The following is an 18,137-nucleotide window of genomic DNA, read 5'->3' as shown; positions in this document are numbered from 1 at the left end:
GATAATCGGACAGCTGAGCGGCAGCCCCTCCATGGAGAGGGGCTTTTGTGTGTCCGGGGCATGGCGCCGGGCCGGCAGCAGGAGGATCAGGCCGTTATGGCAGCACAGATGCCGTAACAGAACAGAAGAGGGCAGCAGTGGGCGTTCAGCCGGAGACAGAGACCGGAACAACAACAGTATCGGCGGAGCCTGAAGAGGGCACCTACAGTTTCGCCGCCATGGAGGCCAAATGGCCCCAGGTGTGGGATGACCTCAAGGTCTTCACCCCGGTGGACGACGGGTCGCGGGAGCGCCGCTACGTGCTTGACATGTTCCCGTACCCGTCCGGCGACCTGCACATGGGCCACGCCGAGGCGTTCGCCATGGGCGACGTGGTGGCCCGCTACCTGCGGCAGAAGGGCTACGACGTCCTGCATCCCATCGGCTGGGACTCCTTTGGCCTGCCCGCGGAGAACGCCGCCATCAAGCGCAACGCCCACCCCAGCGAGTGGACGTACGCCAACATCGACACCCAGGCGGCCTCCTTCAAGCGGTACGCCATCTCCGCCGACTGGTCGCGCCGCCTGCACACCTCTGATCCCGAGTACTACCGCTGGACGCAGTGGCTGTTCAAGCGCTTCTATGAGCGCGGCCTTGCTTACCGGAAGAACTCCCCGGTCAACTGGTGCCCCAAGGACCAGACCGTCCTGGCCAACGAGCAGGTCGTCAATGGCGCCTGCGAGCGCTGCGGCACCACCGTCACCAAGAAGTCCCTGAACCAGTGGTACTTCAAGATCACCGACTACGCGGACCGGCTGCTGGACGACATGGACGAACTCCGCGGCCACTGGCCCGAACGTGTCCTGGCCATGCAGAAGAACTGGATCGGCCGGTCCGAGGGTGCGCACGTCAACTTCGTGATCGAGGCCGACGGCGGCAAGGACGCCAAGGACGTCACGGTGTTCACCACCCGGCCGGACACTCTCTACGGCGCAACCTTCTTTGTGGTCGCCGCCGACGCGCCACTCGCCGTCGAACTTGTCACGGACGAGCACGCTGCCGCCCTGGACGAATACCGCGAACGGGTCAAGGCACTCTCCGAGATCGAACGCCAGTCCACGGAACGCGAGAAGACCGGCGTTTTCACCGGCCGCTATGCCATCAACCCGCTGAACGGGGAGAAGCTGCCCGTATGGGCCGCCGACTACGTGCTGGCGGACTACGGCACAGGCGCCATCATGGCCGTCCCGGCCCACGACCAGCGCGACCTCGACTTCGCCAGGACCTTCGACCTGCCGGTCCGCGCGGTCCTGGACACCGGCGAGGAGGATCCGGCTGTGTCCGGCACCGCGACAGCGGGCGAGGGCACCCTGATCAACTCCGGCGAGCTGGACGGCCTGCCCAAGGCTGAGGCCATCCCTGCCGCCATTGCCATGCTGGAACAGCAGGGTACCGGCGAGAAGTTCGTGAACTTCCGGCTCCGGGACTGGCTGCTGAGCCGCCAGCGCTTCTGGGGCACCCCCATCCCCATCATCCACTGCCCGTCCTGCGGTGAAGTCCCCGTTCCCGATGAGCAGCTGCCGGTTACCCTGCCCGCGGACCTCCGCGGTGAGGACCTGGCACCGAAGGGCACCTCGCCGCTGGCTGCGGCGGAGTCCTGGGTCAACGTGGAATGCCCCACCTGCCACGGGCCCGCGAAACGGGACACCGACACCATGGACACGTTCGTGGACTCATCCTGGTACTTCCTGCGCTTCGTGTCGCCGCATTACACCGAGGGGCCCTTCGATCCGCAGAAGATCAATGACTGGATGCCGGTGGGCCAGTACGTGGGCGGCGTGGAGCACGCCATCCTCCACCTGCTCTACGCCCGCTTCTTCACAAAGGTCATCCACGACCTCGGCATGATCGATGCCGACGAACCATTCAGCGCGCTGCTGAACCAGGGCCAGGTGCTCAACGGCGGCAAGGCCATGAGCAAATCCCTGGGCAACGGCGTTGACCTCGGCGAGCAGCTGGACAAGTACGGCGTGGACGCTGTCCGCCTGACCATGGTGTTCGCGTCCCCGCCCGAGGACGACGTGGACTGGGCCGACGTGTCGCCGTCCGGTTCCGCCAAGTTCCTGGCCAGGGCCTGGCGCCTGGCGCAGGACGTCACCAGTGATGCCGGTGTGGACGCCGCAACCGGAGACCGCGGGCTGCGTTCGGTAACGCACCGCACCATCGCCGATGCCGCAGAACTGCTGGACGCCAACAAGTTCAACGTGGTGGTGGCCAAACTCATGGAGCTGGTCAACGCCACCCGCAAGGCGATCGACTCCGGTGCGGGCGCAGCGGATCCCGCAGTCCGCGAAGCCGCAGAGGCGGTTGCCGTGATCCTCAGCCTGTTCGCGCCGTACACCGCCGAGGACATGTGGAACCTGCTGGGCCACCCTGCATCGGTTGCCAACGCCGGCTGGCCGTCCCACGACCCCGCCCTGCTGGTCCAGGACACGGTCACCGCCGTCGTCCAGGTCCAGGGCAAGGTCCGCGACCGGCTGGAGGTGTCCCCGGACGTCTCCGAAGACCAGCTGCGCGAACTGGCACTGGCGTCGGAGAACGTCCAACGCGCCATGGACGGCCGGGGCATCCGCACGGTGATCGTCCGTGCGCCTAAGCTGGTCAACATCGTTCCGGCATAGTTGCTGCACCCGCAGTGATGCACCGGCCGCCGGAAACTTTCCGGCGGCCGGCGCCGGTTGAGCCGGACAGCGTCTCCAGGAGGCCCCTTGCCCGACAGTAACGCCGCCGCCTGGCCTTGGGTCCGTGCCCGGCTGTCGGGCCTCCGTCCTGCGGCCCGGCCGGGAACACAGCGTCCGGGTGGCAGCCCTGTCGCCCGCACCGCCGTCGTCACGGACTCGGCTGCTGCCCTGCCGGCGGACTACGTTGCCGGACTGCCGCGGGACGGGATCCTGACGGTGACTCCGATGCCCGTCATGGTCGGCGCTGAAATCTACGGTGAGGGCGAAGACGACATCCTGGAGACCATCGCGGTGGCCCTGGCCGCGGGGACGGCGGTCAAGACGTCCAGGCCGTCGCCGGGGCAGTTCGAGCAGGCCTACCGGGCCGCTGAACTCCGGGGATACGAAGGGATCGTTTCGGTCCACATCTCGGGCGGACTTTCCGGCACCGCGGACGCTGCGCGCCTGGCTGCGGCCAGGGTGGGTATTCCCGTCGACGTGGTGGACACGGAAACCGTTGGCATGGCGCAGGGCATGGCTGTACAGGCAGCATTGGAAGCAGCGTCAGCCGGCGGTGACCGGTCCGCGGTGGCCGCTGCGGCAGCGGCCCAGGCAGCACGTACCAAGGTCTTCTTCTACGTGCCCACCCTTGAGCAGTTGCGCCGCGGCGGGCGGATCGGGGCGGCCGCGTCGCTCCTGGGGACCATGCTTGCCATCAAACCAATCCTGGCGGTCGACGGCGGCAGGATAGTTCCGCTGGAAAAAGTGCGATCAGGTGCCAGGGCTGTGGCCCGGCTTGAGGAAATTGTGGTGGCGGAAGCGGAGGCGCATCCCGGCGACTCCGTGGTCCTGGCCGTCCACCACTTCGGCAATCCTGAGGAAGCGGAGAGCCTGGCGGTGCGGCTGGAGGCGGCCCTTCCACAGTGCCCTCCGGCACAGATCAGCTCCCTTCCCGCGGTCCTGGCAGCGCACGCCGGCCTTGGGGTCCTTGCGGTGATCGTTGGCAGGTCGGCCACGGTTCACGGCGGTGTGGTCCCCAACTGAGCGGGTGACTGTGGGCGGCCTAATGCCGCACTGACTGCAGGGTCCTTGGCCTCTGGCGGCCATTCGCGGGAGTCCGTAGCGTCGCCCCATCAGCGACTTTCCCGTTCGGGACGGCAGTTAGAGGCCGGAGGAAATCATGCGTGCTCCCGGAGTCCGCGCTCCCTGGACATTGCCAGTGGTCTTGGCCGCACTGGTATTCGGACTGGCCGGATGCGCACAGGGTGGCAGCCCCTCGTCGCCTACCCAGGCCAAGCCAGCCGGATCAGGGAACCCGGCCTGCGACCTGATCACTCCTGCCATCGCTGCCAAGGTCGATCCCGGGCTGGTCCAGATGGGGCAAAACGGGAAGCCGGCGGGAAGTCCGGCCTATCTGTGCAGCTACATGAGCAAGTACGAGAAGGTCCTTGCGCTCTCCGTCTCGCTCATCTCGCCCGCATCGGCCGCCGACGTCACCGACGCGAAAAAGGCCCCCGACTGCTCTGTGGTGGATGGCATCGGGGACTTCGCCTGCATGCAGTGGACGGGGTGGTTCCGCGGCGAGCCCGGAGGCGCATTGGCAAACACCGTGCTCAAGGCCGTCCGGGGCAACGAGTCCCTTGACCTGCGCATCGTGGCCATGCCACCCATTGCAGCAGGAACCCCGGTACCGGACGGCAACGTGTCGGCACGCGCCCTGGCCCAGGCAGTTGTCGAGGCCGGGTGGGGCAACGGCACTGAACTTCGTGTTCCGCCGGCGCCATCTGTCGGTCCGCAGACATCCACAAACAGCCCTGTTTGTGCGTTGGTCAGCGCTGATGCTCTCAAACAGGCCTTCGGTGCCACCACCCAGGCACAGGTTCTCCCGGGGGAGGGCAGCTGCCGGTACCGCTTTGGCGCGTTGGGCACACCTGGTCCGGACTCGCTCGTGTTTGCCATCGAACTGCATCAGGGAGGTGCGGCTGCGCTCCCGGGGCCGTTGCCGCCGGATGGCCAAAACATCCAGGGCGTTGGCGACAAGGCAACTCTCATCATCCGGTCGGAACCGGGCGGACCGAAGTCCCTTAGGCCCCCGAGCGATGTTCCGGTCACGATCTTGTCCCTCATGGTCGCCCGTGGGCAGAACATGGCGATCTTCACCGCGCAGATCCTGATCTCACCGGAGGGGCCCAGCGAAGAGCAGGTCAAGGAACAGTTCGTCACCCTGGTCAAGGGCATCGACTTCTAGGCCAGCCTGTGCGCGCTGCGCCAACAAACTCCACAGCTGTACACGCAGGAGGGGATCCGGATGGCCAGAGAAGCCAGCTCCGTGCAAAAGCCCAGGTGCGCCGGTCGGTTCAGAAGAGCCGGAATGTTGTTCGCTGCACTGTTAATCCTCACCGGATGCGGGTCCGGCCAGCCAGCTGACACGCCTTCACAGACCGGCAGCAGTACCACGCGTGCAGATGTAACAAGCACGGCCCCCGCGGCGGAGCCCTCCACGGCGTCGCCCAGGGTCTTCACGGACCAGGAACTCATGGCCCTCAGCAGTAAAGTCCTTGAGCCACACGGCGGAAGAGCCGAGGACACGGCCATGGCGCGCAAATCGTACGCGTTGATGACCCAGCCACCGGCGTCTGCGTCGCCGTCGGCCCTGCTGGGTCCCACCGAACCACCAGAATGCACCGTGTTCCACAGGTCGTGGCAGCACGAGGCACAGTTGGACCCCTCCATGGGCTTTGCCCTTGGGGAGGTGTTCAACGCCGGCGATCAAGGAAACGGCATGATCCTTTTTGATGTGCGAAGCGCTCCCCGGGTCACCCTCGTCAAAGCCGACTTTGATTACAGCCAGGAACTGATGGTTCGCTGCGCCATGTTAGGCCAGATGCCCTCCGAAGCTGGCGGCACCCGGAAGTTCGCGATTCAACTTCTTCCGGGTCCGGACATCGGGGAGAAGGCCTACGTGATCAGGCAATTCTTCAACGGGAACATCACTGGCGTTGGGCTCCGCGTCCTTGCTGGAACAGTGTCACTCGACATGGGATCCAACACCGGGATGGCGATAAGCGAGGAAGAGGCCGTCAGCGTGATGACGCAGATAGCCCAGGAGTTTGTCGCTGCAGTGAAACGCCAGTAACCGGATCACCTCGGATGGCCGGGTTGGCAGCACCCGCGCTGCGGGGAGCTGGGGCCGGAACCATGGGAGACAGTCTGGTGGACCTCCGGACTTTGCTCCGGCGGATGGGGGTTGCGAAGAGCATCGCGCTGTGTGTCCAGACTCGTCCCTCTCCTGGAGAGGAATAGTGGATGCTCACCGTCAGCAGAAGGAACGAGGGAGCGATAAGGGCCGAGGCCCCTATCGGGATCCAAACATCCCAGGGCGAAACCAGGACCGGGTCCAGGAGAAATCCGAGCTCGAAGATGCTGTAGGTGGTTGCGGTGGCAAGTGCTGCCCAGAACCCGAGCGTGAGTGCTGCGCGGAAAGGCACCTCGCCGTTTGCGTCCATGTTGACCCGCGACAGCGGGTGGCGGGGAAAAGTCATTTCCCCGGCTCCTCCCTTAGCTCATGACCTGTTGGTCAACCCAGCGTTCCAGCGGCGGTACAAGCAGCAGCACCGCCACAAGGGCGACCATCAAAACGTGCACGAAAGCATTCCATGCGGTCGTTCCGATTGTCTCGCCGGCGCCTACCGCGGCGAACCAGTACGGTAAGAGAGCAAGAAGCCCCAATCCGGCGGAGGCGAGAGCGGCGTATTCCCACCAGTTCCACCGGGCGAACAATCCCCAAGTCGCGACGCAGAAGCCGAGGACGGTCAGCAGGGAAAGAACCATAGTGATGCTCCACAAGACCCCGGAAGTATCCAGGCCGCGAGTAGCGAAAGTGGGAGTAAGCCACAGCCAGCTGCTTCCGGCCATCAGCAGCGCGACGCCCCCAAGGGTGCGAAGAGTAAACATCGTCAAACCTTCCGGGCCTTTTTCCTGTTGAATGATTGCTGATTTCAACCTTGCCGTGGCCTCAAAGGCCGAGGTAGGGCCGAATGACCCACGACTCCGCGACCTAAGCAAGCCGGCTCCCAAACTGCCGTGGCGTCTCGGATGTGGTGGCGCCGGAGTTCTGTGTCGCCCCCGGTATTCACCGCCGAGGCCGCCGCCGCTCATGCAAGTGACAATGTCGCCGGTGACGGATAGGCATCGGTCTTACGAGGTCTTTCGGCCCTATTGGCCTAGGCAAGGGGAGCACATGTTAGTAGAAGAGACTCTTGGCCTGGAAAGCGTCGACTGCCCTTTGGACACCCGCAAGGCCCTCTTGCATCTGTCGCTGCCGATCTCGCCAAGCCCACACAAAGGGAGCCCGGTCATTTCCGAGGAGGTAGATCGACATGCGTGTACTTCCAAATGGTGGGCAGAGTTCGTTACCGAGTTCCGACCCGCCTGCCGGTGGGTTCCGACCCTTGGGGCGCTTCGTCCTTCACTTCATCCAGATGTGCCTTGTGATGTGCGCGGGAGCGGTTCTGCTAGGCCTCCTATTCTTCGGCTCCGCTGCCTTGCTGGGCTACAACAACTTGGACCAGCAGGCGCCTGAGCTGACGGTGCTGGTGATCGCGATCAGCCTCTCCCTCCCGATGCTCGCCTGGATGCGCTTCATGGGCATGGCTTGGCGTCCGACGCTGGAAATGTCCGGCGCAACGATGGTCGCTGGCCTTCTGCTGATCATGGCGTACCGGTTCGACCTTGTGGCCCGGAGCGAGCTGATCCCACTGCAGACCGGCCTGCTTGCCTGCCCCCTCATGCTCCTCGTCATGCTGTTCCGCTTCCGTCTCTACTCGGCTGGTCACATGCACCACCAACCGCAGGATGCCTCTCGGGGTCGGGAACGCAGCGGATGATTCTGTGACCAACGGCTCTGTTGCCCCTCCGCCAGCTGGTTCAAGAGAGTAAACGGCACTTCTGACATTCTGTGCAAGCCACTCCTGAAACTGACAGCGACATTGAGCGCCGAAAAAAGACCGCCAATTATCGCCGCAAATCACACCCGGGGCCAGCAGGCTCAGTTCCAGGGTGTCCTCAATGAAACTGGCGTCCGGGCCCACCGCATCGGCGTCGATCATGCGGCGAAGTACCCTGCCGGGATGGTAGGTCTTTGAGCCCTATCCCGGGCTTGTTGCCGAGCCAATCATTTTATTAAGGACGCGATGAGCCTCAGAAGCGGCCGCAGGAAGTCGACCAGTGATGTGGCTGCACAAGGCCTTATTGTCCACTGCAATGTTTTCCCATCCCACGGTTCGCCTCTTAGGGTGAATTTCCACCACATTTGGAGCCTCCGATGGCAGTTCCGCTTCAGTCCCCGTACGCAGCCGGGCGTGCCGTGCCGCGTATCTCCCTTATCCGGACGGCTGTGGGGCTGTTCATTGTGGCCCTCACGGCCTGTTTTCTCCCGTCGGGGCCTCCGCCCGCCGGGCTTACCATTTGGGCTACTGTCGCCGTCGGTGCCTTTGTTCTCAGCATCGTCTCAGCGATCGCGGCCGAGGCGCGAAAGCACCGCTTTATCCGCACGGCGTTCGGCTACTGCGCGCTTGCTTTCCTTGTTCTTTCGGCCGCGATCATGGCTGCCGCCTCGGTAGCTTTCTCACCGGGCAAACAGATGCCCGTGACCCCCGACGTGTTCATCTTCGCCGGGACCATTGCTCTCACTGCGGCGGCGGTGCTGGGTATTCTCGCGGGATTCCGGGCTGAAAGAGCAGTGACACGGTTCCTGCCCACGACACCCCTCGGGTGGTGGGCCGCGGCCTTTCTTGCAGTCGGTGAGGTTCTTCAGTACAGCCCATGGGCTGCCCTGAGCCCGGCAATAGCGATGTCCGGACCAGCGCTGGCACTGGCGGCCATGTTCAGTTACCGGGAGCGCTCAGTGCTTTCGGTCGTCGCACTGGTCGCCGGACCGGCGCAGCTGGCGTACTTCTACCTTGCATTTTTCATCAGCCTGTTTACACCACACCCCTAGGCAGAAGAAATGTCCATCACACTTACACCCCGCTCAGCGTCCGGGCGCTGGAGCCTGCTCTTCGCTGCCATCACCGTCGTAGCGACCCTTATCGCGTGGATCACGCTCGGGCCGATGATGGAGTATCCGTTCTTCAACTGGGTCTGGTACGGGTTCGGTCAGGCAGTCATAGCCCCTGCTGCGGCCACAGCGGTGCTCGGCTTGGTCAGCGTTATCCATCACAAAGAACGCTCGGTACTCAGCTGGACAATCACCCTGGCCTCTCTCGCAATGGCGGTGGTGACCGGCGCGGTCATGCTTTCCGCGGTCGCGCAGTATTGAGCAGCCACGTATTGCTAAACCGCGCGCAGTGACCCGTCGCAGGCTCCCGCTCTGTCACAACTTGGGGGAGTACCACAGCATTACCGCGGGCTGTTCTGGCAGCTTTGCCCGGCTCTGGCCGGTGCGAATGCCAGGATGTATCGACGTCGCCCTGACGCGCTACGCCTTCAGCGTCTGTGCCTCAGCCAGGATGAATCCATCCGGGGACCGTGCCCTTACCAGTGTCCGGATCACTCCCTGGAAGCCCTAAGCCACGGGCGCAGAAACGTTGACTCACCGTGTGCATTCGGTAGTCCAGCAGTAGCTTCGCTACTAGCTGCTCCCGCACGTGGACGCCTTCGAGGCTCAACTGCTGGCCCGTGGCGGCGCCGAGGTCATTCGGGCCTGGCGGCATCGGCGGCGGGGCTGGACCGGGAAGCAGGGGGCCATGACCGTTGATGAGGCTGCAGCTTGATGTCACAACCAGATACCAGTTTGCTGCGGAGATCAGGAAATTATGCTGCTTTCGGTCGTCCTTGATTGCTTCTGGCAATCGGGCGTCGGGGCCCAAGTTTCCACATAGGGGCTTTGGCGCCTGCCGGGCAGCGGGCAGGATTCTTAGGGTGGAGCTATGTCACGCCGGGACGCTGCAGCAACAGGTCAGCAGGCGCGGCCTGTGAGGGCAAGGCTGCAGGCCGCCCTGGGGGAGGCAACGGCAGGGGTTTCGGAGGACGACCTGGGCCTGGGCGGTTTCGAGTACCGGGGGCCTGCAGAAACAGGTGGGGCTCCAGGCGCCGTTGGTCCGGAATGCACGTCCAGTACTGCGCCTACGCTGCGTTGGCGGGTGGGGTTGCGCGTTGCCCTGCTGCTGGCTGCCCTCGCTGCCGCCGCCTGCGCCTGGTTCTGGTGGCAGGCAGCCGCTGCCGCACCGGAAGTCCTGCCGTTGGCAGGCGTTGGTTCCGGGACAACCGCCGAAACCCAGGAAAGGGGGAATACCCCACATGAGGCCGAAGCAGATCAACCGGATGCCGGGCCACACCACGCGGAGTCCGCCCCTGCGGCCCTGCTGGTGGTCCATGTGGCCGGTGCCGTGGCCAAACCAGGAGTAGTACGGCTTCAACAGGGAAGCCGCGTTGAGGACGCCATTGCCGCTGCGGGCGGAGCACTACCGGAGGCCGACGCCAACCAGCTCAACCTTGCACTCGTGATGGAGGACGGCCAGAAGATCGTCGTCCCGCTGCAGGGCGAGCCGGCTACCGCGCCGCCGTACGCCCCTGGCTCCGGCGGCAGCGGCGCGGACACTACCGGAACACAGGGGTCAGGAGGCAGCACTGCGGGCGAGAAGGTCAACCTCAACACCGCTGACGTTGCCATGCTGGACACGCTTCCCAAAGTCGGTCCGGTACTAGCCCAGCGGATCGTGGATTGGCGAAAAGACCATGGACCTTTCAAAAGCGTCGAAGAACTGGACGCGGTGGATGGCGTCGGGCCGAAGCTGCTCGAGGCCCTGCTGCCCTTTGTGACGGTCTAAGGCATCCCGGTTGGCAAGCGGAAGGAGCAGCACAGGCAGGCCCGACGGCCCGGAAAGGCGGGGAGGCCCCGCCGGGGGAGAGGGAGCCACGAGTCCTTGGAACCGGTTCGTGGACTCGGCGGTGCAGGGGCCCGGCCGGGGGCCAGACACCGGGGGTCCCGCACGGAGGGTGCACCCATCGACAACGCAACCGTCCGGATCCTGTTCGCGTCCCGGAGCAGTCCCACCGTCGGTGGGACTGGCACGCCTGCAACCGCCAGGTCTGCCCGTACGCCGCCGCGGGCCCTTGAAAGGTGGGCCCCTGAAGGTCGGGACCCTGAAGGGCCGGCCCCTGAAAGCCGCGGACGTGAAAAGTTATTGGGCGCAGTGCCTGGACCGCGCTCTCAGGCGGCTGGTTGAAAGCGGCCACGAGCGGGAGGAAAGTGACTCCGGCCATGTGGGACCGCGGCGCCGCACGGACCTCCGGCTTGCCCTCCCCGCAGTTTCGGTGTGGGCTGCCTCGGTGGCGGGGCTCTGGCTGCCGCCCCCGTGGCTGGCCGCCGTGTGCTGCGCGCTTGCGGCAGTTGGCGGCCTTTTCCTGGCCCTCACCGCGAAGGGAGGACGGAGGGGAAGCTTGCGTGCCGCCGCCCGCGCTTCGGGGCCGGGATGGAGGCTCGGTGTCCGGGGCCGAAGCTTTCGGGCAGCATTGGGCGTCTCCCTGATGCTGGCCGCCGCGGCGGCAGCCCATTCCGCGACAACCTCAAGCCAGCGGTTCGAGGGGCCGCTCGCTGAGGCCATCGTGGACGGAAAGTCGGCCGTCGTCATTGTCGAGGTAGCCGGAAACCCGCGGGCCCTGGCCGGACCCGGAGGGGCGGCGGGGAGGTGGTCGGTCCCGGTGTGGACGCGGGAAGTGACAACGGGTGGCATCCTGGTTCGCACCCGCGCCCGGCTCGTGGTGATGGGCGGGCAGGGGTGGGGCGGCGTGGTGCCGGGGCAGACGCTCCGGGCTGCCGGCAAGCTGCGGCCGGCAGACCCCGGAGGGCAGGAGGCGGGAAACCTGGCCGCTTCGACGGCTCCAGGCAAGCCCTCGGGTGGCTCACTGCTGGAAGAGTCAGCCAGGGAGCTCCGCGGCCGATTCGTTTCTGCCTCGGCTTTCCTCGAACCGGATGCCCGCGGGCTCCTCCCGGGGATGGTCACCGGTGACACCAGTGCGCTGGATGAGGGATTGAACAACGCCATGAAAGCGGTTGGCATGACGCACCTGACGGCAGTCAGCGGGGCAAACTGCAGCCTGGTGCTGGGGGCGTTGCTGCTGCTGTGCCGGTGGTTCCGGCTGCCGCGTGCCCCTGCCGCAGCTGTTGCCCTTGGCGGCCTGGCTCTTTTCGTGGTCCTGGTGGGGCCTGATGCCAGCGTTCTGCGCGCAGCGCTGATGGGAGCCATTGGCGTCGCCTCTCTGGCCGGTGGACGTTCAGGGCGCGGTCTGAGCTTCCTTTGCCTGGCTGTACTGGGGCTGCTGTTGGCGGATCCGGCTCTTGGCACGAGTTTTGGCTTCCTGCTTTCTGTCCTGGCCACACTGGGAATCATTCTTATAGGCCGGCGGATCATCAGCTGGATTCCCGCGGCGGTCCCACGGTGGCTCGCTGCCGCGATAGCGGTTCCGTTGTCCGCCCAGCTGCTTTGCGGGCCCGTCATCGTGCTCCTGCAACCCCAGTTTTCAACCTATTCCCTGGCGGCGAATGTCGTCGCCTCGCCCCTGGTGGCTCCCGTGACCCTGCTGGGAACAGCAGCGGTGCCCCTGGTGGTCGTCTTGCCATGGGGCGCCGCAGCGCTGATAGCCGTTGCCGGGACCTTCAGCGGGGGCGTCGCGGCTACGGCCAGGATCGCAGCCCAGCTGCCGGGGTCGGCGCTCCCATGGCCGGAAGGGGTGCCCGGGATGCTGTCCATGGTGCTGCTGTCGGTCCTGTCCCTGGCCGCCGTCGGGGCGGCGGCCAGGCCGCTCCGCCTCATCCGCTGGGTCCGGACGGCGCACGCAGGAACTGTCGTATTCCTGGAGTTGCTGGAGGTGCGCATGCATCGCTTCCGCGGTGTCCGCAGCTTGGACCCCGGGCACAGACGTGGCAGGCTGGGATACTGCAATAAAACCTCCGGAAGGAACTGCCGATGGCCGCTGCGCAAAAGCGGGCACCCCGCTCCCAAGCGTCCAACACAGCCTCCTGGCGGGACGTAACCCCGGCCCAGATCGTATTGGTGAGCGGTCCGGAAGAGTACCTGGGAATCAGGGCGATGGACAGGATCCGGTCCCAGGTCAGGGCGGCCGCACCGGACGTGGAGGTGAGCCGCATCAACGCGACCGGCTACGAGGCCGGCACCCTGACCATGCAGGTGAGTCCATCCCTGTTCGGCGAGAGCAAGCTGATCGAGGTGGAGGCTGTGGAAGGGATGAATGACGCCTTCCTTGCCGATGCCCTCGGCTACCTGCAGCACCCGGAGGAGGACGCCGTCGTCGTGCTGCGCCACGCAGGCGGGGTCCGCGGCAAAAAGCTCCTCGATGCCGTCAGGAAAGGGGGCTGGCCGGTAGTAGAGTGCCAGCCGCTGAAGAAGGACGCGGACAAGGTCCAGTTCGTCACCGCGGAGTTCAAGGCGGCCGGACGCCGGATCAACCAGGACGCCGTGCAGGCCCTGGTGAATGCCGTGGGAGCAGACCTGTCAGAGCTCGCTGCCGCCTGCGCCCAGCTGATCGCCGACGCGGGAAGCACGGTCACCACTGACACCGTCGACAAGTATTACGGCGGACGGGTCGAAGCCACCGCGTTCAAGGTGGCCGACGCGGCCATGGCCGGAAATGCCCCCCTTGCACTGTCGACGCTGCGCCACGCCCTCGCCACCGGCGCTGACCCGGTACCGCTGGTGGCTGCACTCGCCTCGAAGCTGCGGACGGTCGCACGGGTGGCAGGCGCCTCCGGCCCGTCCGCGCAGATCGCTGCGGAATTGGGCATGCAGCCCTGGCTGGTGGAGCAGGCGCAGCGCGACGTACGGCGCTGGACCCCTGAAGGCCTGGTGCGGTCCATCCAGGCCACGGCGGAAGCCGATGCGCAGGTCAAGGGCTTGTCCAGGGATCCGGTGTACGCCGTGGAGCACGCCGTCACCGTGATTGCCATGTCCGTCCAGGGCAGATAGCCCCCGCAGCGCCCAACAGGCCCGGACGCTCTTCGCATCCGGCTCGGCACGGTCCCGGTGGCATTCGACGGCGTGCTGCCGCGGCTCGCCGGACTGGCCGCTTAAAAGCGTGTGGCCGGTACCCGAGGGTACCGGCCACACCATCAGTTCATGGGAACTGGAAACCTTAGAGTGCGTTGACCTTCTTGGAGATCGCCGACTTACGGTTCGCTGCGTTGTTCTTGTGCAGAACACCCTTGCTGACAGCCTTGTCCAGCTTACGGCTGGCAGAAACGAGCGCAGTAGTAGCAGCTTCCTTGTCAGCGGACTCAACAGCGGTGTTGACGGCGCGGATGGCCGTCTTCAGCTCAGACTTGACTGCGTTGTTGCGCAGGCGGGCCTTCTCGTTGGTCAGGATGCGCTTCTTCTGGGACTTGATATTCGCCACGTGTGAACTCTCTTTGTAATGCGGAAATGGTCTAGAGGGCTTTCAGGCTGGCCTTGACTGAGCGGCGTGGGGATACCTATGGCGGCCAACCATCAGTGACCGTCGACCTGCACGGACACACAGCAATAAAGATTAGCAGGTCAGCGGCGGCTCTGGCCATTTCAGCGGGTCAGGCCCAGCCGTGTCGCCGCCGAAGCCCGGACGCCACCTGTTCAAAGCGCGCCTTGTCCAATACCGCGCCTTCGCGCCGGATGCTGTCCGGACGGATCTGCAGGATACGGTCCAGCCGCACCTCACTTGCCCTGCCCTGGTTGTCCCAACCCCCGGAGCCGAGATCCACGTAGTCCGCGGACGACGTCCCGGCAGGAACCCTGTCCTTGCTGGTCAGCATCAGCCCCAGGAGGAAAGGGCCGTTGTGCCCCACCAGCAGCACCGGCCGGTCCTTCCCCTTGCCGTGATCCTCCTCATAGGGCACCCAGGCCCACACCACCTCGCCCGGATCGGGATCGCCGTCGGGCTGCGGGGCGTAACGGACGGAGGCGCGGCCGCGGTAATCGCCGGGATAGGCCGCCGCTTCGGCAGGGACACCTTCGCCGGCGGCGCGCCGATTGCCGCCCGGGCGCTGGTCCTGGACCGGCCGTGGGGCCACGGGCCGTTTCTGCAGCATACGCAGGCCGCGGCGGACGGCGTTTCCCAGGGAGCGGAGATCAATGGCCATCCCGACAGCCTATCGGCGGGGCTGGCGTTGAAACAGCGTGCACGGGCGAGCCAGGATGCGGTGGCGGGGTCGCAGACGTGGGACACTGGACGTTAAAGATGTGCGGCTGGACCGCAGGCGCCTTTTCGCGTGCCTGGCGGATGGCTGCAGAAAAGCCAACAGTAAGGACCCTGCGTGTCTCCCATGGCCCGCACCGCACCGGTGCCCGCCGCGACAGATCCGGCAATTATTCGGAACTTTTGCATCATCGCGCATATCGACCACGGCAAGTCCACCCTGGCTGACCGTATGCTGCAGTCCACCGGGGTGGTCCAGGCGCGCGACATGAAGGCCCAGTACCTGGACCGGATGGACATCGAGCGCGAACGCGGCATCACCATCAAGTCCCAGGCCGTCCGCATGCCGTGGGAGGTGGACGGTGTCAGTTACGCGCTGAACATGATCGACACCCCGGGACACGTGGACTTCACCTACGAGGTCTCCAGGTCACTGGCGGCTTGCGAGGGCGCAATCCTGCTGGTGGACGCAGCCCAGGGCATTGAGGCCCAGACGCTCGCGAACCTGTACCTGGCCATGGAAAACAACCTCGCCATCATCCCGGTCCTGAACAAGATCGACCTGCCGGCGGCGCAGCCTGAAAAGTACGCAGCCGAGCTGGCCAGCCTGATCGGCGGCGATCCTGAGGATGTCCTGCGGGTGTCCGGCAAAACCGGCGTTGGCGTGGAAGCCCTCCTGGACAAGATCGTCCGCGACCTGCCGGCGCCGAAGGGCGACCCCGATGCGCCGGCCCGTGCCATGATCTTCGACTCGGTCTACGACACCTACCGCGGCGTGGTCACCTACGTGCGCGTGGTGGACGGGATGCTCCACCCGCGTGAACGCATCCAGATGATGTCCACCAGGGCCTCGCACGAACTCCTGGAAATCGGCGTCAGCTCCCCGGAACCCACACCCTCCAAGGGCTTGGGCGTTGGCGAAGTGGGCTACCTGATCACCGGTGTGAAAGACGTCCGCCAGTCCAAGGTCGGCGATACCGTCACCAACCTGGCCAAGCCGGCCGCCGAGTCGCTGCCCGGCTACGCCGATGCCAAACCCATGGTGTTCTCCGGCCTGTACCCCCTGGACGGAGCCGACTACCCGGTACTGCGCGACGCCCTCGAAAAGCTCATGCTCAACGACGCCGCGCTGGTGTACGAACCGGAGACCTCTGCTGCGCTGGGCTTCGGCTTCCGTGTGGGCTTCCTGGGCCTGCTGCACCTTGAGATCACCCGCGAACGCCTGGAGCGCGAATACAACCTTGACCTGATCTCCACGGCACCCAACGTGGAATACGAGGTGACCCTGGAGGACAAGAAGGTGGTCCGCGTGACCAACCCCAGCGAATACCCCACGGGCAAGATCGCCGAGGTGCGCGAACCGATGGTCTCCGCGACCATCCTCGCCCCCAACGAGTTCGTCGGCGCCATCATGGAGCTGTGCCAGTCACGCCGAGGCGTGATGGGCGGCATGGACTACCTCTCCGAGGACCGGGTGGAAATCCGTTACCGGCTGCCGCTGGCGGAAATCGTCTTCGACTTCTTCGACATCCTGAAGTCAAAAACGCGTGGCTACGGCTCCCTGGACTGGAAGGCCGACGGCGAGCAGGTTGCCGACCTCGTGAAGGTCGACATCATGCTCCAGGGCGAACAAGTGGACGCCTTCAGTGCCATCACCCACCGGGACAAGGCCTACGCCTACGGCGTGATGATGACCGGAAAGCTCCGCGAACTCATCCCGCGGCAGCAGTTCGAGGTGCCCATCCAGGCGGCCATCGGCTCCAGGATCATCGCCCGCGAAAGCATCCGGGCCATCCGCAAGGACGTGCTTGCCAAGTGCTACGGCGGTGACATCTCACGAAAGCGCAAGCTGCTGGAGAAGCAAAAAGAAGGCAAGAAGCGCATGAAAATGGTGGGAACGGTGGAGGTTCCGCAGGAAGCGTTCATCGCCGCCCTCACCACCGACGAATCAAAGGACAAGGCCAAGAAGAAGTGACCACCGCGCAGGCGGGGACCCGCTGATGCCCAGCGTCCTTCCCCTCGGCGACCCGGCGCCGTCGGACGGTCTGCTGCCTCCACAGGCAGCGGACGGTGCGGCGGCCCGGGCCTTTGGCCTGTACGTCCACATCCCGTTCTGCGCCGTGCGCTGCGGGTACTGCGACTTCAACACCTACACCGCCACGGAACTGGGCGGCGGCGCCTCACAGGATGCCTACGCCAAAACCGCCGTGTCGGAAGTGTCCCTGGTAAGCACCGTGATGGCACGTTCCGGGCTGCCGCAGCGCAAGCTCAGCACGGTCTTTTTCGGGGGCGGCACGCCCACCCTGCTGCCGGCAGATGACCTCGGCCTGATCCTTCGCGCAGCCATCGACCAGTGGGGCATCGAGGACGGCGCCGAGGTCACCACCGAAGCCAACCCCGATTCGGTCACCCCCGAATCCCTCGCCGTCCTCAAGGATGCGGGCTTCACCAGGGTCTCCTTCGGCATGCAGTCCGCCGTCCCGCACGTGCTCAAGGTCCTGGACCGCACCCACACGCCCAGCAGGGTTCCGCAGGTGGTGCAGTGGGCGCGGGAGGCCGGACTGGACGTCAGCCTGGACCTGATTTACGGCACACCGGGGGAGTCGCTGGACGACTGGCGCCACTCCCTGGAAACTGCCCTCTCCTACCAGCCGGACCACATCAGCGCCTACGCCCTGATTGTCGAGGACGGGACCAAGCTGGCCGCCCAGATGCGCCGCGGCGAGGTGCCGGGAATTGACGACGACGACCACGCCGACAAGTACGAACTCGCCGACCAGCTCATCACCGAAGCCGGACTCGGCTGGTATGAGGTCAGCAACTGGGCGCGAAGCCCGGAGCACGCGTGCCGCCACAACCTGGCCTACTGGCGTGGCGACGACTGGTGGGGCATCGGCCCCGGCGCACATTCGCACGTGGGCGGGGTGCGCTGGTGGAACGTGAAGCACCCGTCCGCCTATGCGAACCGTCTGGCCCAGGGGCATTCGCCTGCGGCGGGCAGGGAGACCCTGGATGCCGGGACCAGAAACCTGGAGCGGGTAATGCTGGAGGCGCGCCTGCAGTCAGGGCTTGAAGTCTCCACTCTTAGCTCAGTACGGCACGAAGTGGCCCCTGATCGCTGACGGCCTGGTGGAGCCCGTCGCTGCTTTCCAGGGCCGTCTGGTCCTCACGCTCAAGGGCAGGCTCCTGGCGGACGCGGTGGTCCGCCGTATCCTGCCCGACTGACTGGGCGGACGCCCGTCGGATCCGCGC

Annotated in this window: 14 protein-coding genes and 1 pseudogene; 12 read left to right on the top strand and 3 right to left on the bottom strand. The window is 65.7% G+C overall.

All coding sequences use genetic code 11. The features are described 5' to 3' along the window. Positions 1 to 137: 137 nt before the first annotated feature. The 4 genes from leuS to NMQ03_RS11330 all read left to right on the top strand — a co-directional run bounded on the left by leuS (position 138) and on the right by NMQ03_RS11330 (position 5,835). Positions 138 to 2,660: a leucine--tRNA ligase gene (gene leuS, locus NMQ03_RS11345; RefSeq protein ID WP_255172298.1), complete on the top strand. Its 2,523-nt coding sequence runs from the start codon at positions 138 to 140 to the stop codon at positions 2,658 to 2,660. Positions 2,661 to 2,747: 87 nt separating this feature from the next. Continuing rightward, positions 2,748 to 3,743, top strand: a complete 996-nt coding sequence (locus tag NMQ03_RS11340; RefSeq protein ID WP_255172297.1) for a DegV family protein — start codon at positions 2,748 to 2,750, stop codon at positions 3,741 to 3,743. Between the two features lie 175 nt (positions 3,744 to 3,918). After that, positions 3,919 to 4,947, top strand: a complete 1,029-nt coding sequence (locus NMQ03_RS11335) for a hypothetical protein (protein ID WP_255172296.1) — start codon at positions 3,919 to 3,921, stop codon at positions 4,945 to 4,947. A 483-nt stretch (positions 4,948 to 5,430) separates the two neighbouring features. After that, positions 5,431 to 5,835: a hypothetical protein gene (locus tag NMQ03_RS11330; RefSeq protein ID WP_255172295.1), complete on the top strand. Its 405-nt coding sequence runs from the start codon at positions 5,431 to 5,433 to the stop codon at positions 5,833 to 5,835. Between the two features lie 422 nt (positions 5,836 to 6,257). Here the strand turns inward: NMQ03_RS11330 and NMQ03_RS11325 are convergent, their stop codons facing one another. Further along, entirely contained in the window at positions 6,258 to 6,701 is a 444-nt protein-coding gene (locus NMQ03_RS11325; RefSeq protein ID WP_255172294.1) for a hypothetical protein, read from the bottom strand. Positions 6,702 to 7,243: 542 nt separating this feature from the next. On the opposite strand from NMQ03_RS11325, the gene NMQ03_RS11320 reads away from it, so the two are divergent. The 6 genes from NMQ03_RS11320 to holA all read left to right on the top strand — a co-directional run bounded on the left by NMQ03_RS11320 (position 7,244) and on the right by holA (position 13,684). Continuing rightward, positions 7,244 to 7,585, top strand: a complete 342-nt coding sequence (locus NMQ03_RS11320; RefSeq protein ID WP_255172293.1) for a hypothetical protein — start codon at positions 7,244 to 7,246, stop codon at positions 7,583 to 7,585. A 509-nt stretch (positions 7,586 to 8,094) separates the two neighbouring features. Continuing rightward, positions 8,095 to 8,697: a hypothetical protein gene (locus NMQ03_RS11315; protein ID WP_255172292.1), complete on the top strand. Its 603-nt coding sequence runs from the start codon at positions 8,095 to 8,097 to the stop codon at positions 8,695 to 8,697. A gap of 9 nt (positions 8,698 to 8,706) precedes the next feature. Beyond that, entirely contained in the window at positions 8,707 to 9,018 is a 312-nt protein-coding gene (locus tag NMQ03_RS11310) for a hypothetical protein (protein ID WP_255172291.1), read from the top strand. 655 nt (positions 9,019 to 9,673) lie between these two features. Next, positions 9,674 to 10,528: a helix-hairpin-helix domain-containing protein gene (locus NMQ03_RS11305; RefSeq protein ID WP_255172290.1), complete on the top strand. Its 855-nt coding sequence runs from the start codon at positions 9,674 to 9,676 to the stop codon at positions 10,526 to 10,528. A 346-nt stretch (positions 10,529 to 10,874) separates the two neighbouring features. Then, positions 10,875 to 12,734, top strand: a complete 1,860-nt coding sequence (locus tag NMQ03_RS11300) for a ComEC/Rec2 family competence protein (RefSeq protein WP_255172289.1) — start codon at positions 10,875 to 10,877, stop codon at positions 12,732 to 12,734. Next, the gene (gene holA, locus NMQ03_RS11295) at positions 12,668 to 13,684 is read left to right on the top strand and encodes a DNA polymerase III subunit delta (protein WP_255172288.1); all 1,017 of its coding nucleotides are present in this window, start codon (positions 12,668 to 12,670) and stop codon (positions 13,682 to 13,684) included. The genes NMQ03_RS11300 and holA overlap by 67 nt, the downstream gene beginning before the upstream one ends. A 166-nt stretch (positions 13,685 to 13,850) precedes the next feature. Here the strand turns inward: holA and rpsT are convergent, their stop codons facing one another. Next, positions 13,851 to 14,111 (bottom strand): 30S ribosomal protein S20, encoded by a 261-nt coding sequence (rpsT, locus tag NMQ03_RS11290; protein WP_018761400.1) that lies wholly within the window; start codon positions 14,109 to 14,111, stop codon positions 13,851 to 13,853. 169 nt (positions 14,112 to 14,280) lie between these two features. After that, the gene (locus NMQ03_RS11285; RefSeq protein ID WP_255172287.1) at positions 14,281 to 14,829 is read right to left on the bottom strand and encodes a type II toxin-antitoxin system PemK/MazF family toxin; all 549 of its coding nucleotides are present in this window, start codon (positions 14,827 to 14,829) and stop codon (positions 14,281 to 14,283) included. A gap of 174 nt (positions 14,830 to 15,003) precedes the next feature. Here NMQ03_RS11285 and lepA point away from each other — a divergent pair, with 174 nt between their 5' ends. After that, a complete protein-coding gene (gene lepA, locus NMQ03_RS11280; RefSeq protein WP_043454334.1) occupies positions 15,004 to 16,860 on the top strand; it encodes a translation elongation factor 4 in 1,857 nt (618 codons plus the stop codon). A gap of 25 nt (positions 16,861 to 16,885) precedes the next feature. Then, positions 16,886 to 18,110 (top strand): annotated as a pseudogene (hemW, locus tag NMQ03_RS11275) (radical SAM family heme chaperone HemW). The last annotated feature ends 27 nt before the right edge of the window (positions 18,111 to 18,137 follow it).

It is taken from the genome of Arthrobacter sp. DNA4, assembly GCF_024362385.1.
Classification (GTDB): Bacteria; Actinomycetota; Actinomycetes; order Actinomycetales; family Micrococcaceae; genus Arthrobacter.
Note: the sequence above shows the minus strand (reverse complement) of the source record. Positions and strands in the feature narration are given on the sequence as shown.